General features: G+C 61.4%; 13 protein-coding genes. 8 read left to right on the forward strand and 5 right to left on the reverse strand.

Translation table 11 applies throughout. The features are described 5' to 3' along the window. The first annotated feature begins 419 nt into the window (after positions 1 to 419). Together QF092_RS16710 and QF092_RS16715 are read left to right on the forward strand one after the other, a co-directional pair. Entirely contained in the window at positions 420 to 7,478 is a 7,059-nt protein-coding gene (locus QF092_RS16710) for a peroxidase family protein (RefSeq protein ID WP_281465657.1), read from the forward strand. Between the two features lie 77 nt (positions 7,479 to 7,555). Next, positions 7,556 to 7,735, forward strand: coding sequence for a hypothetical protein (locus QF092_RS16715; RefSeq protein WP_281465659.1), 180 nt, complete (start codon positions 7,556 to 7,558; stop codon positions 7,733 to 7,735). A 74-nt stretch (positions 7,736 to 7,809) separates the two neighbouring features. Here the strand turns inward: QF092_RS16715 and QF092_RS16720 are convergent, their stop codons facing one another. The 4 genes from QF092_RS16720 to QF092_RS16735 all read right to left on the reverse strand — a co-directional run bounded on the left by QF092_RS16720 (position 7,810) and on the right by QF092_RS16735 (position 11,245). Beyond that, positions 7,810 to 8,718: a cation diffusion facilitator family transporter gene (locus QF092_RS16720; RefSeq protein ID WP_281465660.1), complete on the reverse strand. Its 909-nt coding sequence runs from the start codon at positions 8,716 to 8,718 to the stop codon at positions 7,810 to 7,812. A 105-nt stretch (positions 8,719 to 8,823) separates the two neighbouring features. Beyond that, positions 8,824 to 10,173 carry a sensor histidine kinase gene (locus QF092_RS16725; RefSeq protein ID WP_281465662.1) on the reverse strand — a complete coding sequence of 450 codons (1,350 nt, stop codon included), beginning with the start codon at positions 10,171 to 10,173 and terminating at the stop codon, positions 8,824 to 8,826. After that, positions 10,170 to 10,832, reverse strand: coding sequence for a response regulator transcription factor (locus QF092_RS16730; protein WP_281465664.1), 663 nt, complete (start codon positions 10,830 to 10,832; stop codon positions 10,170 to 10,172). The genes QF092_RS16725 and QF092_RS16730 overlap by 4 nt, the downstream gene beginning before the upstream one ends. After that, a complete protein-coding gene (locus QF092_RS16735; protein ID WP_281465666.1) occupies positions 10,832 to 11,245 on the reverse strand; it encodes a PepSY domain-containing protein in 414 nt (137 codons plus the stop codon). Before QF092_RS16735 ends, QF092_RS16730 begins: the two co-directional genes overlap by 1 nt. Positions 11,246 to 11,376: 131 nt before the next feature. Here QF092_RS16735 and QF092_RS16740 point away from each other — a divergent pair, with 131 nt between their 5' ends. Further along, the gene (locus QF092_RS16740; protein ID WP_281465668.1) at positions 11,377 to 11,844 is read left to right on the forward strand and encodes a PepSY domain-containing protein; all 468 of its coding nucleotides are present in this window, start codon (positions 11,377 to 11,379) and stop codon (positions 11,842 to 11,844) included. A gap of 248 nt (positions 11,845 to 12,092) precedes the next feature. On the opposite strand, the gene QF092_RS16745 is transcribed toward QF092_RS16740, so the two are convergent. Next, the gene (locus QF092_RS16745; RefSeq protein WP_281465670.1) at positions 12,093 to 12,437 is read right to left on the reverse strand and encodes a type 1 periplasmic-binding domain-containing protein; all 345 of its coding nucleotides are present in this window, start codon (positions 12,435 to 12,437) and stop codon (positions 12,093 to 12,095) included. Positions 12,438 to 12,656: 219 nt separating this feature from the next. Between QF092_RS16745 and QF092_RS16750 the strand changes: the two genes are divergently transcribed. The 5 genes from QF092_RS16750 (at position 12,657) to QF092_RS16770 (ending at position 15,092) form a co-directional block, all read left to right on the forward strand. After that, a complete protein-coding gene (locus QF092_RS16750) occupies positions 12,657 to 12,875 on the forward strand; it encodes a type 1 periplasmic-binding domain-containing protein (RefSeq protein ID WP_281465672.1) in 219 nt (72 codons plus the stop codon). 75 nt (positions 12,876 to 12,950) lie between these two features. Continuing rightward, positions 12,951 to 13,151: a hypothetical protein gene (locus QF092_RS16755; protein WP_281465673.1), complete on the forward strand. Its 201-nt coding sequence runs from the start codon at positions 12,951 to 12,953 to the stop codon at positions 13,149 to 13,151. Then, on the forward strand, positions 13,148 to 13,459 hold the full coding sequence (locus tag QF092_RS16760) for a hypothetical protein (protein ID WP_281465675.1): 312 nt from the start codon (positions 13,148 to 13,150) through the stop codon (positions 13,457 to 13,459). The genes QF092_RS16755 and QF092_RS16760 overlap by 4 nt, the downstream gene beginning before the upstream one ends. A gap of 134 nt (positions 13,460 to 13,593) precedes the next feature. Next, the gene (locus QF092_RS16765; RefSeq protein ID WP_281465677.1) at positions 13,594 to 14,442 is read left to right on the forward strand and encodes a sugar phosphate isomerase/epimerase family protein; all 849 of its coding nucleotides are present in this window, start codon (positions 13,594 to 13,596) and stop codon (positions 14,440 to 14,442) included. Between the two features lie 8 nt (positions 14,443 to 14,450). Further along, complete coding sequence (locus QF092_RS16770; protein ID WP_281465679.1) at positions 14,451 to 15,092, forward strand: nucleoside/nucleotide kinase family protein; 642 nt, start codon at positions 14,451 to 14,453, stop codon at positions 15,090 to 15,092. The last annotated feature ends 2 nt before the right edge of the window (positions 15,093 to 15,094 follow it).

The raw sequence follows: 15,094 nt of genomic DNA on the forward strand, positions 1-15,094 counted from the left end.
CAAGTCGGGCAGGATTGAATTGTGGCGGAAATGGGGCGCGAACAATTCTCATTCGCTGATTAGAATCATGGGGTTGTGCGCCGGGTTGCAAGGTCTGACAAGCATCGGCCGAAAATGAGAATGCGAATGCGAGTGTATCTCAAAGTTATTGAAAGTCAGTCGCATATTTGGTAATTAACCAAGGATAACAGGGCCGCATTGCGGTTCGTACATCACCTTTCACCATGGGTTAGGCCCGGTGAGGGGCGATAGGTCTGGCCATCATCGGACTTTGGTCTGATGGGGGCTTCTACCTATTTCAGAAGGCTGTCGGACCGTCGGCCTTTGTTCGAATATGTCCAAAACGTGATCATGGGACCATCCGAAGGGACAGGTTCGCCCTGCCCATCCGTCATGGTTCAACACAGGGACATATTGCCATGGTCACGCTTAACCTGAACGACCTCGCCCATATTCTTGAGCAGATCAAAATCGCCGAGGCCCATAGCGCGGCCATCGCGGGGGGGGCAGATGCGCGTGCCTCGCTTGAGGCGCTGATCACCAATCCGCTGATCCCGACGGGCCTTCGCACCGTGTCGGGCGTGTTGAACAATTATACAGTCGGATATACGGGGAATGGTGCGGCAGACGAGCTGATGCAGCGCCTGCTGACGCCGGAGTTCAATGTGGCGGAGATGTCGCCCGAACGGACGATGACCGTGGCGGACCCGAACAATCCCGGCCAGATGATGACGATCACGATCCCTTCGGTTCAGACGTCCTATGCGCAGACCTCTGGTTCCGTCTATGACAGCCAGCCGCGCACGATTTCGAACCTGATCGCTGACCAGACGCTGGGCAATATCGCGGCGATCTCGGCTGCGTTGCAAATCGTGGGCATCACGGGCGTCGATAACCTGAACATCTCGAAGCAGATCCACGCAGCTTATGAGGCGGCGCAAGCGCAGCAGGCCGGGACGGCGCTCCTTGATCGTCCCGCACTGGAGGCGGCGCTGGCGACAGAGCAAGGGCAACTCGCGGACGCTATGGTGGCACGGGATCTGGCGGCGACCAATCTCGTAACTGCGCAGAACACCTATGATGCGGCGGTTCTGGCCGAGGCGGGTGCGCAGGCTGCCTATGATGCACTGATGGGTGATGTGACCGCCGCGACCGAGGCTGTGGCTGCGGCCCAAACCGACTTGGCGAATGCGCAAGCAGCCCAGATTGCAGCGGCAAATGAACTGGCTGCGGCGCAAGCGGCTGTTGATGCCGCCGCACTTGATGTGCCGACGAAGCAGGCCGCAGTGGACGCGGCGCAGGCCGAAGTTGACGCAGCGGTGTCGACAGCAGCGGCAACCCAAGCCGATCTGGACGCGGCAGCCGCCGATCTTGCGACGGCGCAGGCGGAACTTGATGCCGCGCTGGCGGCCTTTGCGGCGGCTGAAGCGGCCCCGGGCTTCATTGATGACGTTATCACCGGGCTAATCGTCACGGTGGAGTCACAGCAATTCACGGTGGCGCAGCAGGCCTACAACGATGCGGCTGCGGCTGATGCGGCGGCTGATGCAGATCTTGCTGCCAAGCAGGCGGTGCTTACTTCGGCACAGACCGCACTCTCAGAGGCGACGGCGGCGCAAACTGCAGCGGCAGCCACCCTTTTTACGGAGACCCAACAGAAGGCCGATGCCGATGCTGCGGTTGTGTTGGCGGAGACGGCCCTGAGCATGGCGGAAGCCGATCTTGTGGCCGCAAACGCCGCTGTGACGACGGATGCCGGTCAAACCGCGCAGGACCTTGCAAATGCTGAAGCGGCGCTGGGCACGGCCACGACTGACCTTGCAACGGCGCAGGGCGCGCTGGCGAGCGCAGAGCAGGCCGTGATCGATGAACAGGCAGATGTAGCGGCTGCTGAAGCTGCACTGATGCCGTTTGATAATGCAGCGGCAGCAAATGCCGCTGTGCAGGCACTGCTGACCGAGCATGGCGTCCAGATGGATGGCGACAACGTCCTGTTGGGCAACGTGGCGGCTGACCTTGGCGATACGGCGCCCTTCAACAGCTTCTTCACCATCTTTGGCCAGTTCTTCGACCATGGCCTTGACCTGACGCAGAAGGGCGGGACGGGTTCTGTCTACATGATGCTGCAGCCCGACGATCCGCTATACGTTCCGGGCAGCCCGACGAATTTCATGGTGCTGACACGGGCAACGAACCAAGCGGGGCCGGATGGCTTGCTTGGCACGGCGGATGACATCCGCGAGAACGCGAACGAAACCACGCCGTGGATCGACCTGAACCAAGTCTATACCTCGAACCCGTCGCATCAGGTTTTTCTGCGCGAATATGTGATGGTGGATGGCAAGCCCGTGGCAACCGGTCACATGCTGGAAAGCGCGACGGGTGGTCCGCCCACCTGGGCTGACATCAAGGATCAGGCCCGCAACATGCTGGGGATCGAGCTGTCGGACCTGAACGTGCATTCGGTGCCTGCGGTTCTGACTGACCTTTATGGCGAGTTCGTGCGGGGCGCTAATGGCTTCCCGCAGCTTGTGACGACCAGTGGCGCCGTAGAAGGGCAACTGCCGACAACAGACGGCGGGCCTGCGCTGACCACCACCTTGAATGCACTGAGCGCGGGGCGTGCCTTCCTGAACGACATCGCACATGACGCGACGCCGGGCTTTGTGGACCATGACCGCAACCCGCAGACCGGTGCGATCCAGAAGCTGCCTGATGCGGACGGGGATACGGCGAATGCGCAGCCCATCAATGGGTTTGGCCAAGCGACCACCTACGACAACGAATTGCTGGACCGTCACTTCATCGTGGGCGACGGGCGTGGCAATGAAAACATCGCGCTGACGGCGGTTCACACCGTTTTCCATGGCGAACATAACCGCCAGGTCGATGCGGTTAAGGCCACTTTGCTTGCGTCGACGGACCTTGCGCTTCTGAATGAATACCTGCTTGTCGGCCTGCCGCAGGGCACCAATCCCACCACCCTGACCGAGGCCGAAAAGGCGGCGCTGGTCTGGGATGGTGAGCGTCTGTTCCAGACGGCGCGTTTCTCGACCGAGATGGTGTATCAGCACCTTGTGTTCGAGGAATTCGTCCGTTCCGTCGCGCCGCAGATCGACCCCTTCGTCTTCTCAAACTCGGTCGAAATCCCGGTGGGGATCAGCCAGGAATTCGCGCAGGTCGTCTATCGTTTCGGCCATTCGATGCTGAACGAGACGGTCGACATGTTCGGCTATCAGAACAACGAGTTGGGGCTGACCAAGGAAACGCTGTTCGATGCCTTCCTCAACCCGGTGATGTTCGATGCGCAAGGGATTGATGCCCATGCAGCGGCCGGGGCGATCCTGCGCGGGATGACCCGCCAGCATGGCAACGAAATCGACGAATTCCTGACCGATGCACTGCGCAACAACCTTGTCGGCTTGCCGCTTGACCTTGCCGCGCTGAACATCGCCCGGGCCCGCGAAACGGGTATCCCGTCGCTGAACGAGGCGCGTGCGCAGTTCTTTGCGCAAACGGGGAACACCTACCTGAAGCCCTATGAAAGCTGGACCGACTTTGCCGCCAATATTAAGACGCCGCTTTCGGTGGTGAACTTCATCGCGGCCTATGGCACGCATGAGACGATCACCTCTGCCACCACCTTCGAAGCCAAGCGCGATGCGGCGATGAAGCTGGTGCTTGGTGGCGAGGGTGCGCCTGCCGATCGTCTGGCCTTCCTGAACGGACCTGCCGAGGCGACCGGTCTGAACAATGTGGACTTCTGGATCGGCGGTCTGGCCGAGGCGAAGATGACGTTCGGCGGCATGCTGGGGTCGACCTTCACCTTCGTCTTCGAAGCGCAGATGGAGGCACTGCAGAACGGCGACCGGTTCTATTATCTGAGCCGGGCGCAAGGCATGAACCTGCTGACACAGCTGGAAAGCGACAGCTTTGCCGATCTGATCCAACGCAACACGGATGGTGAGCATCTGGGTCTGTCGATCAACGGCGCGGCCTTCCAGACGGCGGCCTGGGTGCTGGAGGTCGATCAGACCAAGCAGTTCAACGCAGACCTCGGCAATGCCGACCCGACCCGCGAGATGGATGTGCTGTCGTCGATGAACGGCACTGGCAACCTTGTCCAGCGCGGCGACAACTACCTGAAATATCTGGGTGGCGAGCATGTCGTGATCGGCGGCACGGCCGGGGATGACACGATCATCGGCGGTGCCGGGGATGACGGTCTTTGGGGCTATGACGGCGACGACAATATCGAAGGCGGCTTCGGCGTCGATCACATCCATGGCGGCGAAGGGTCTGACCTGATCACCGATATGGGCACCGATATTGGTGCAGCAGACGTCCTGAAGGGCGAGGGCGGTGATGACCTGATCAACGGCGGGATGGGTCTTGACCTGATCTTCGGCGGCGACGGACGCGACGTTCTGGCCGGCGGAGACGAGGCGAAGGACATTTTCGGCGGGCAGGGCGATGACTTCATTCGGTCGCCCACTGGCGGTGGTGGCATTGTCTACGGCAACGAAGGCAATGACTGGATGGAAGGCCAGGGAAATATGAACACCCTGACCGGCGACAATTCGGAACTGTTCTTCAACAGCCGCATCATCGGCCATGACGTGATGATCGCTGGTGAGAACGATACCGACTTTGACGCGGAATCCGGTGATGACATCATGATCCAGGGGATCGGCATCAACCGCAACAACGGTATGGCCGGGTTCGACTGGGTGTCCTACAAGGGCAACAACTATGATGCCGATGCCGACATGAACATCAGCATCTTTGTCAACCAGCAGAACAACATCCTGCGGGACCGTTTCGATCTGGTCGAAGGTCTGTCGGGCTGGAACGGGAATGACAAGCTGACTGGTCGCGAAGTCGTCGTCGGAGCCTATGACGATGCCTTCAACGCCGCGCAGGTTTCGCCCACCTCGCCCATCGCATCCTATTCCAACGCGCTGTTGGAAGAGAATGTGGACATGATTGATGGTCTGCGGGAATTGGTCGACCACCTGCAAACCTTCACCCTGACCCAGCCGAACACGGGCGAAGTCAAAGTGGCGCGGATGAGCACGGTGAACGGCGATGACATCATCCTTGGCGGTGGTGGCAACGACACCATCAAGGGGATGGCGGGCGACGACATCATCGACGGCGACAAGTGGTTGAACGTCCGGATTGAACTGGTGGACGATGCCAACAATGCCTTTGCCACGACGGATGGCTTGACCAAGCAGGTCATCTCGCTGGTCGACGGTGTCGTCACCTATCTGGGCCAAACGATCAACGCGGTTGCGGGAGAAGCCTTGTTTGGTGGCAAGACGCTGGAAGCGGCACTCTTTGCCCGCGAAGTGAAAGCGGCCGATCTCAACGTGGTGCGCGAGATCATCGATGGTGATGCAGAAAACACCGGCATCGATACGGCGGTCTACTGGGATGAGCGCGGCAATTACGATGTCACGGTCAATGCCGATGACAGCGTGACCGTGACCCATACGGTGGCGAATGCGGTGGGTCCGGTGGACCCGACCTCGGGCCGGGCGCTGTCGAACGAAGGTTCGGACCGTCTGTCGAACATCGAACGCGTGCAGTTCGGACTGGATGCCGGTGCGCCAACGCTGAGCGTGATCAACGGCACGGATGCAGGGACCACGATCACGGGCAGCGCCTTCAGCGAGATCATCTTCGGTGGTGGCGGTGACGACCTCATCCGCGCTCTGGACGGTGCCGATACGATCTCGGGCGGTCTGGGCAATGACACGATCAACGCCGGAACCGGTGACGACACGATCCATTGGTTTGCAGACCACGGGGTTGATGTGGTGAACGGTCAGGGTGGCAATCTCGACACCTTCGTCGTACATGGCAATCAAGATGTGGAGACCTTCCGCATCTATGCCGTGGCGCTCAACGGAGCTGGGACCGGGCCGGTTGCGAATATCAACAATCGGGCCAATCTGGCGGATACACTGGCAGCGAGCGGTGTCACCCTGCTGGCCACGACGGAGATCGTGATCACCCGCGAAGTCGAAGGTGTTGAAACGGTGGTCGCCCAACTCGACAATATCGAGGAAATCGCGATCAACACTCTGGCCTTGGGGAATGGTCTGCGCAACGGTACGTCGGAAGGCGATACCATCCGCGTGATCGGGAACTTCAACCCGACCAGCCTGAACTTCAACACCATCACGATCGATGGGTCGGAGGCCAGCGAAACGGTGGATATCTCGGGGCTTGAATCGGCGCACCGCATCCTCTTCCGGTCCAATGGTGGGAATGACTTTGTCGTCGGCACGCTGCGGGCACAGGATGTGATCGAGATCGCGGAAGGTTCCGATCCGGCCACCTACACCGAGACGGACAACGGCGATGGCACCATCACCATGTCGGACGGCACCCATTCGGTGACCTTTACAGGCACGATGGAAAGCCTGCCGACGCTGGCACCGAAGGGCACCCATCAGCCCGGCGAGGGCGAAGGGGAGGGGTCGTCTGGCACCGGGTCCGAGGACATTGGCGCGGAAGGCGAAGGTTCGGAAGGCACCGAGACGGAAGGTGCCGGGACCGAGGACAACTCATCGGGCGGCAATGACGATGTCGCCGATGACGAGGCCGAGGATGCCGATGACGACGCTCCGGGCAGCGGCACGGGGTCGGGTACTGGCACGGGCACTGGGACGGGCGGCGGTGTGCCGGTTGTTGACGGTGTGGTGCTGATGCCGGGGTCTGCGGCGGGTGTCATGGTCGGCGATGCGGGCGATGACGTGATCGTCGGTGGCGAAGAGGGCGATGCCCTCCTTGGCAAGGGCGGATCGGATATCATCCTTGGCAATGGCGGCAATGATGTTGCGGTCGGCGGCAGCGGTGGTGACGTGATCGAAGGCGGCGCGGGTCGTGACGTTCTTCTGGGCGGCGAAGGGGATGACGTCTTCCTCGCGGCGTCTGGGGATGGGGCGGACATGCTCTTTGGTGGTGAAGGCAGCGATACGCTTGACCTCTCGGCCCTGACCGAGGATGCGGTGATCGATCTGGGGGCCTATACGGCGATCGGGACGGCGCGCATCGGCGGTGTGACCGATCACCTTGTGGGGATCGAGAACGCCACCGGCGGGATGGGCAATGACGTGATCAAGGCGTCCTTGTCGATCAACGTGCTGACGGGCGGGGATGGTGATGATGTCTTCGTCTTCGTCTCGGCTGGCACGGCGGATGGCGACGTGATCACGGACTTCCGTCCGGGCGACAAGATCGACCTGTCGGGCATCGACGCGATGGTGGGCATGAATGGCAATCAGGCCTTCACGCTGGCCGATCAGGGCACGACGGCGGCGGGCAGCCTGGTGATCCGGGAGGTTGCGACCGAGAACGGGGTGGACACGATCATCGACGGGTTCACCGACGGTGACGCGGATGCCGACTTCTCGATCACGCTGCGCGGGGCACATACCCTCGACAGCTCGTCCTTCAACTTCTGATGACACTGACCCCCGGCTGGGAAGCTGGCCGGGGGTTCCTCGCAGGGACATGTCCCGCTTATCGGGGATGGAATGGAATGTATGACCGTGAACTGACTGAACTGCAGAGCCTTATCGGAGAATGGGCCAAATGTGGCCGTGTCGATGTGAAGGATTGGGGCGCAAACGAAGTGATGACGATCCTTTCGGGTCGCCCGGAATTCCGCGAGAAATTCGTGGCCTTGCTGGAGGTGCGACTGGGCAAGACCGTGCAATAATCTGACGCCACAAGGAACGGGCCGGAGGATGCGAAAGCTACCTCCGGCCCTTTGCCATTCCGGCGCGGCTTTGGTCAGGCGTGGTCCTTGCGGCCCCCATCGATCACCGAGAAGGGGGCCGCCCCACCCCGGTCTGCCTCGATATGGATGATGACCTGACTGCTGGGCGCTGCCTGTTCCAGTGCATGGGTGATGCGTTGGGTCAGTTTGTGAGCGCTGGCCACTGTCATGCCCCCCGGCAGGATCAGGCGGAATTCGATGAAGGTCGCGGCCCCGGCGTGGCGGGTGCGCAGATCGCGCATCCTGATCCCATCACCTCCTTCGGCAAGGATGACGGCGCGGATTTTCTGCAATTCCACCTCTGGCAGGCTTTCGTCCAGAAGACCGCGCAGGGCCGAAAAGACAACGGAAAGGCCCGTGCGAAGGACGTTCAGCGCCACCAGTCCGGCGATTAGCGGATCGAGGATGAGCCAGCCTGTCAGGGAACTGGCCACAAGGCCGACGATGACGGCGGCAGAGAAGAGGACATCAGAGAGAAGATGGCGGCCATCGGCCTGCAAGGCAGGCGAGCGAAGCTTGCGGCCTTCGTTGATCAGAACATAGCACCAGACGCCATTGATCACGCTGCCCAGCGCGGAAAGCAGAAGGCCTGTCACCATGGCGCTGACAGGCTGTGGATCGAACAGACCTGTCACTGATTCCCGAAGGATGATGACGGCGGCGAGGGTGATCAGCGTGCCGCCGAAAAGCGCGCTGAGGAGTTCGGCCTTGTGAAAGCCGAAGGGATGGCGGGTATCGGCGGGACGCGCAGCGAGCCAAACGGCGATGAAAGCCGCCAAGGCGGAGGCTAGGTTGACGAGGCTTTCAGTGCTTTCGGAAAAGAGGGCAATGGACCCCGTGACCCACCACGCGCCAAGTTTCAGCGCGAGAACGAGAACTGCGATGCAGATGCTGGCAGCGGCGATCTTGTGCAGGCGGGACATGGCAATACAATCCGGCAGAACCGGCCAGAATGAAAGTTACAATCATTAACTGTGATTCGGTGTCGAATTGAAGGAAAGAATGCGGTGCCGTCCCTATAGGTCCTTCTAGGCCTTTCGCATGGCCTTCAGGGAAAGCCGCACCGAGAGGCCTTGGCCGGTGTCAGTGATTGTCAATGTCCCGCCCGCATTTGCCACGATCTCATCCGCAATGGACAAGCCGAGCCCCGTGCCTTCCCCGCTGGTATCCAGCCTTTGACCACGTTGGCGAAGGCGGGCGATCTGGTCTTCGGGCATGCCCGGCCCGTCATCGCGAATGGTGAGGTGGACAAGGCCTGCCTCATGCGCCGCTGTGATCGTGATGCGCTGGCGCGCATGGGTGACGGCATTTTCGATCAAGGCGCCCATGGCTTCGGTCAGATCGGCACTGTCGATGCGGGCGATGAGATCGGGAGGGATGTCGATTTGCCAGACGAGCGCCGCCCCTGCTGGGGTGCGGCGTAGAACCGAGACAACGCCATCCGTGGCGCGGGCGATATCGGCGCGGGCGGATTGGGCGCTGCTGGCGATGGTGGCGCGGGCGAGTTCGCGGTCCACTTGACGGCGGATCGAATGGACCACGGTTTCCACGCCATGTGCTTCATCCGTGCGGCCAAGATCGCGCAAATGGCCCGCCTCGCCCAGCAGTGCCTGAAGCGGGGTTTTCAGCCCATGCGCCAGATCGGCTGCCCTGCGGCGGGAGCGTTCGATTTCTGAAGCGCGGGCGTCGAGAAGCGCATCGATCTGGCGGGCCAGCGGTGCGATTTCGATTGGAACGTCGTCTCCGATGCGATCTTCGCGCCCGGCGGCCAGATCGCCAAGACGCCGGCCCAGAGTGGCAAGCGGTGCAAGGCCGACTACGATTTGCACGGCACCCGCTGCAAGGAGAAGAAAGCCAAGGGATGCGAGCCAGGGTAGCATCTCGGCTTCGAATTCGGCGCGGGCGGTGTCGATTCGTGCGCGGTCGATGGCGACGGTGACGCGAAGGTTCCGGTCGCCTTCCCCCGTGGGACGGATCACGCTGCGATCGAGTGCCAGAAGCAGGGTATCCTGTGGTCCGGGCAGGGTGATGAGGGCGTCTTCACCGGGTGGCGGGGCCGAGGGAAGGGGCAGGGTGAAATCCCATAGCGAGCGTGAGGTCCAAGCATCCTCTTCGGCGTTAACGGCCCAATAGCGGCCGGAATAGGGGCGGGAATAGGCTGGGTCTGGTGGCGGCGAGGCAAGGACAAGTTTCCCGTCCGGGTCGGACTCGATCGACGCAATCAGGTAATCGGACAGATCCGACAGATCAGCCGAGATGGCGCGTTCGACATGGCGGTTAAAAAGTGTGGAAAGACCAAGCTGTGCCGCCACAAGGGTAAGGACCAGAACAAGCGCCCCGGCCAGCGCAAGGCGCAGGCGGAGGGAGGCGCGTCTCATGGATCCGTCCCAAGCCGATAACCGAAGCCACGCCGTGTTTCGATCGCGCCTGCGCCAAGTTTGCGGCGCAGGCGGGTAACGACGGCTTCGATCGCGTTCGCCTCGCGCCCGTCATCGGTGCCGTAGATGTGGTCAAGAAGTTCGGGCGGCGCGACCGTCCTGTCCCGGTTCAAAAGCAGGTAAGAGAGCAGACGGAATTCCAGCGGCGTAAGGGAGACAGGCAGGCCATCGCGGGTCACGGTCATGCGGTTCGTGTCAATCGACAGGCTGCCAATTCGATGAACTGTCTGCACCTGCCCTGCGGCGCGGCGCACCAAGGCGCGGGCGCGGGCTGTCAGTTCTTCGACCATGAAAGGTTTGGGAAGGTAATCGTCAGCCCCGGCTTCGATGCCTTCGACCCTTTCGGACCATGTGCCGCGTGCCGAAAGGATGAGGATTGGGAAGGACCGCCCCTCGCCCCGCCAGCGTTTAAGCAGGGTCAGCCCGTCAAGCCGAGGAAGGCCAAGGTCGAGGATCACAAGGTCGTAGTCTTCGGTGCCACCCTGAAACCAAGCCGTGTCTCCATCTGAGACGGTTTCGGTGCGAAAGCCAGCGGCGGAAAGCGCCGTCGCGACGAGTTCCGCGATGCGGGCGTCATCCTCGACGACAAGCGCGCGCATCAGTCATCGACCTCGATGTCCAAGATGCGGCCTGTCTTTGCATCGACGTCAAGATCTAGCACGCGCCCTTTCCGGGTGATCATCTCGATTTCATAGATGACGCGGCCACGGCGTTTCTTGATGTTGGCGTCGATCATGCGGGCCCCGAATTCCGGTTCGATTTGTGCAAGGATCGCCGCAAGCGGCAGGATCACGCCCGACGATACACCGGCACGCAGGCCGCGGCCATCGTCATCATTGCTGTCCCCGCCATTGCCCCGATCGTCGCCACTATCGCCGCCATTATCGTCGCTGCCGTGGCCGCCTTTGTCGTCACCACCGCCACCGCCACCACCGCTATCGCCATCCTTGGCGAAGACGGGCGTGGCTGCGTGCAGCAATGCGATCAAAAGAAGGATGGCCGGTCGGATCATGCACCTCTGATAGCAAGGTGAAGCTGACAATTGGCTGACAATCCGGGTCAGGACGCTGTCAGGCGACTCATGCCAAAGCTCATGTCATCCCGGAACAATGGGCAACAGGTCGAGTTGAGGAGAACCTAGAGATGAACACCAATGAACTTCGCCGTGCAGGCCATATCTCGATGGGCGTAGCATTCGTCGCAGCGGTTGTCGGAGCGCTTTCGTTGATGTCGGTGACGAGCACCGCTTATGGCGGCAGCGACGATCGTGGCAGCGACGACCGTGGCGGGCGTGGCAGCGATGACGGCCCCGGCGATGACCGTGGTGGTCGCAATGGGGGGCATGGGTCTGACGACGGCCCGGGCGATGACCATGGCCGTCGCCACGGGGGGCATGGCGCCGATGACGGCATGCAGCGCGCATCGGGTTCGATGCTTCCCTTGGCAGAGATCGCCAGCAACTGGGAAGCGCGGGGCTACAAGATTCTTGATATCAGCCGCGAAGGCGGTTCTGTGGTCGAGATCGATGTGATCGATGCCAATGGGCAGCGGTGGGAGATGTATGTCGACACCGCCAACGATGCCATTCTGCGTCGGCACCGGGAAGATTGAGCAAGACCCGAGCAGGTTTCGGGCAGGGGGTCGGACACAGGTCCGGCCCCTTTCCTGTTTCAGCCATGTTCACCGACGGGACCCGTCTAGATGGTGCCGGGCATGATTAGCACAGGTTCCACCTCAAGCACCGTGATGCCAAAGGCGGGTTCGTCGATCAGGCGAGAGGCTGCGTCGATCAGGCGGTGGAAGTCTTGGCGCGCCATAGGAACGGGCAATTGCAGATAGGCGGCGAAAGGATCGTCGTCTTAGTGGCCAATGGCAGAACGGTCGAAACTGCCCGGTGGCAGGTGGACAAAAAGCCCAAGGACCTCCTCGAACGTGGTCAGCGAGTTGACCAAAAGGCCCGCAGGCAGATCACCCAACCGGTCGCAAAGGGCCGCGATTTCCTGCATGGCGCGGCCGGATGGGTCGCCGCAGGCGATGATCTGTTCCGGCGCCGGTGGAAGGCCTGCCTCGGTCAGGACATCGCGAAAACCTTCGATGCGTCGACTGGTGGCGTAGTCGGTGGACACACCACCGCCGAAAGAGATGCGGTCGCGTGCCGGATCGCGGCGCGGTTTGGCCGCCGCCAGCAGCGTTTGGGTCTTCATGTCACAACCTGTCGCGAGAGGGGTCGAAAGATGCCCTCGTTACGAGGCTGGATGGGTGACGCTTTCATGCGCAATCCATGGTGCAAAATGCAGCGCGCCGGACTCCCTTTGGGAGGAAGACCATGACAACACGTAGCTTCTCCACCTTGATGGCGGGTGTTGCCTTTGCTGCGACTTTGTCGGCTGCGGCCTTCGCGCGGGACAAGCCCATTTGATCTGGTGAAGTCCGGTTCGATTTCGGGCGGGTTCATGTGGAACCCGGCAGAGGCTGGCCGAGCCTGCGTTAGCATGGGCAAGATGCTGGTCTATGGGGCCGGGGTTACCGAAGGCAACGATATTTCCGGACTTGGCTTGGTTTCAGCGGATGCCGCCAACACGGACATCATCACGAACAACCTGATCGCGATCAACGCCGACACGGTGGACGGTCTCCTCTGATCGATTGGTGATGGCTGGAGTCCGGGGCCGCCGTCCCGCAGCCCCGAATATCCGATGCCCGCGGGACATCATGGAATGCCTGACGCGACCGACGCACCCCCCGTCATCCTTTTTACATGTGTCGAAGGCCTTTGGCGGCATGAAGGGCTGAACCTGCCGAGGGGCGCGCCCAATGCCTTTAAGATTGTGCTGGGGATCATCATCGTTGCGGCCATATCCACCTCGAACGTCGACCTTGCCTCGAAACTGGCGCCCAAGCGGAGGGATCGGGAATGATTGACCGGATCAAGCAAGCCTTTGGACCACAGATGCCGGGGCTTTTGGGGGTCTTGCTTCTGGTCATTGCCGTGTTCGGGGTGACGGCGCCGAATTCTGTGACAGGGGCGAATCTGGGGTCCATCGCGTTTAAGGTGCCGGAGTTGGGAATTCTGACCTTGGCGATGCTGATCTCGATTATCTCGGGCGGGTTCAATCTGGCGATCATCCACCCGGTCAATATGGCGGGGCTGATCTTGGCCTTCGTCCTGATGCAGTTTGGCGCGATGGAGACGGGAATCGGCCCCTTCCTATTGGCACCGTGCTAGCTTTGGCTGACGGAGCGGCGTTGTGTGCGGTGATCGCTTATGTGGGCGCGCATCCCATCCTTGTTTCACTGGCGATGATGATCCTGCGCTGGGGTGCGGGGTAATGGAAAGAACGACAACGAGGGAGAAGTTGAATGGAAGGGTTCGGCGTTCACACCAGCATGTGGACCATGCATTGGGATAGGGACGGGGCGGAGAAGACCATTCCCGCTGCCGCTGCCTATAAGATGGATTTCATCGAAATCGCGCTGTTGAACACGTCTGTCGTGGATGCCGCGCACACGCGGGCGCTGTTGGAAAAGCATGGGATGCGGGCGGTCTGTTCGCTGGGCCTGCCCGAAAAGAACTGGGCGAGTGTGAATCCGGACGGAGCCATCGCGCACCTGTGCGACAGCATCGACAAGGCGGCCGAGATGGGGGCAGAGGCGCTTTCGGGTGTGACCTATGGTGGGATCGGACAACGCACGGGCCTGCCGCCGACGATGGAGGAATATGACAACATCGCCCGCGCATTGGCGGCGGCTGCGAAACACGCCAAGATGCGCGGCATTGCCTTTGGGATCGAACCTGTGAACCGCTACGAGAACCACCTGATCAACACGGGCTGGCAGGCCAAGTGGATGATCGAGAAGGTGGGGGCGGACAACATCTTTATCCACCTTGATACCTATCACATGAATATCGAGGAAAAGGGTGCGGGGAACGGCATCCTCGATGCACGCGAACATCTGCGGTATATCCACCTGTCGGAAAGCGACCGGGGCACGCCCGGGGAAGGGACCTGCGATTGGGACGAGGTTTATGCCACGCTGGCGGCCATCGGCTTCAAGGGCGGGCTGGCGATGGAAAGCTTCATCAACATGCCGCCGGAAGTGGGCTATGGGTTGGCCGTCTGGCGGCCCGTGGCAGAAAATTTTCAAGAGGTGATGGACAAGGGGCTGCCCTTCCTGCGCAATAAGGCCAAGCAGTATCGGCTGATCTGAGGGGCGACGTGACGGCACCATCCATCGATATCGCAGGGCTTGCCGCCCTGCTGACGGAAAAGGCGCAAGGCGGGGGGCGCGTGATCGCGGCCCTTGCCGGGGCGCCTGGATCGGGGAAATCCACCGTGGCCGAACGGCTATGCGATGCGATGAATGCTGGGCAGCCGGGGATGGCGGCGGTGCTGCCGATGGATGGCTATCATTACGATGACTTGCATCTGGTTCCTGCGGGCCTGCGGCCAAGGAAGGGTGCACCCGACACCTTTGACGTTGGCGGCTTTTATCATACGCTCAAACGGCTTAGGGCGCGGGATGAGGATTTTGTCGCGGTTCCGGTCTTTGATCGGGATATCGAGATTGCGCGTGCGGGTGCGCGGATGATCCCTGCCGAGGTTCCGGTGATCATCGCCGAGGGGAACTATCTGCTTTTGGGGCAAGAGCCTTGGTCGCGACTGCGGCCGATGTTCGATGTCGCTGTGCTGGTCGATGTGCCGGAATCCGTGCTGCGGGAAAGGCTGAGCGCGCGCTGGCAGCATTACGCCCTGACGCCGGACGAGATCGCGTGGAAGCTGGACGGGAACGATCTGCCCAATGGCCGCTTTGTCATGGCGGAAAGCCGGGGCGAGGATTACCGCCTGCCGAATGGTTGATC

Source organism: Fuscovulum ytuae (assembly GCF_029953595.1).
GTDB lineage: Bacteria > Pseudomonadota > Alphaproteobacteria > Rhodobacterales > Rhodobacteraceae > Paragemmobacter > Paragemmobacter ytuae.

Excerpts from the sequence above, each read along its gene's own strand:
- QF092_RS16710 (WP_281465657.1), top strand. The coding sequence starts at position 420 with ATGGTCACGCTTAACCTGAACGACCTCGCCCATATTCTTGAGCAGATC.
- QF092_RS16715 (WP_281465659.1), top strand. The coding sequence starts at position 7,556 with ATGTATGACCGTGAACTGACTGAACTGCAGAGCCTTATCGGAGAATGG.
- QF092_RS16720 (WP_281465660.1), bottom strand. The coding sequence starts at position 8,718 with ATGTCCCGCCTGCACAAGATCGCCGCTGCCAGCATCTGCATCGCAGTT.
- QF092_RS16725 (WP_281465662.1), bottom strand. The coding sequence starts at position 10,173 with ATGAGACGCGCCTCCCTCCGCCTGCGCCTTGCGCTGGCCGGGGCGCTT.
- QF092_RS16730 (WP_281465664.1), bottom strand. The coding sequence starts at position 10,832 with ATGCGCGCGCTTGTCGTCGAGGATGACGCCCGCATCGCGGAACTCGTC.
- QF092_RS16735 (WP_281465666.1), bottom strand. The coding sequence starts at position 11,245 with ATGATCCGACCGGCCATCCTTCTTTTGATCGCATTGCTGCACGCAGCC.
- QF092_RS16740 (WP_281465668.1), top strand. The coding sequence starts at position 11,377 with ATGAACACCAATGAACTTCGCCGTGCAGGCCATATCTCGATGGGCGTA.
- QF092_RS16745 (WP_281465670.1), bottom strand. The coding sequence starts at position 12,437 with ATGAAGACCCAAACGCTGCTGGCGGCGGCCAAACCGCGCCGCGATCCG.
- QF092_RS16755 (WP_281465673.1), top strand. The coding sequence starts at position 12,951 with ATGCCTGACGCGACCGACGCACCCCCCGTCATCCTTTTTACATGTGTC.
- QF092_RS16760 (WP_281465675.1), top strand. The coding sequence starts at position 13,148 with ATGATTGACCGGATCAAGCAAGCCTTTGGACCACAGATGCCGGGGCTT.
- QF092_RS16765 (WP_281465677.1), top strand. The coding sequence starts at position 13,594 with ATGGAAGGGTTCGGCGTTCACACCAGCATGTGGACCATGCATTGGGAT.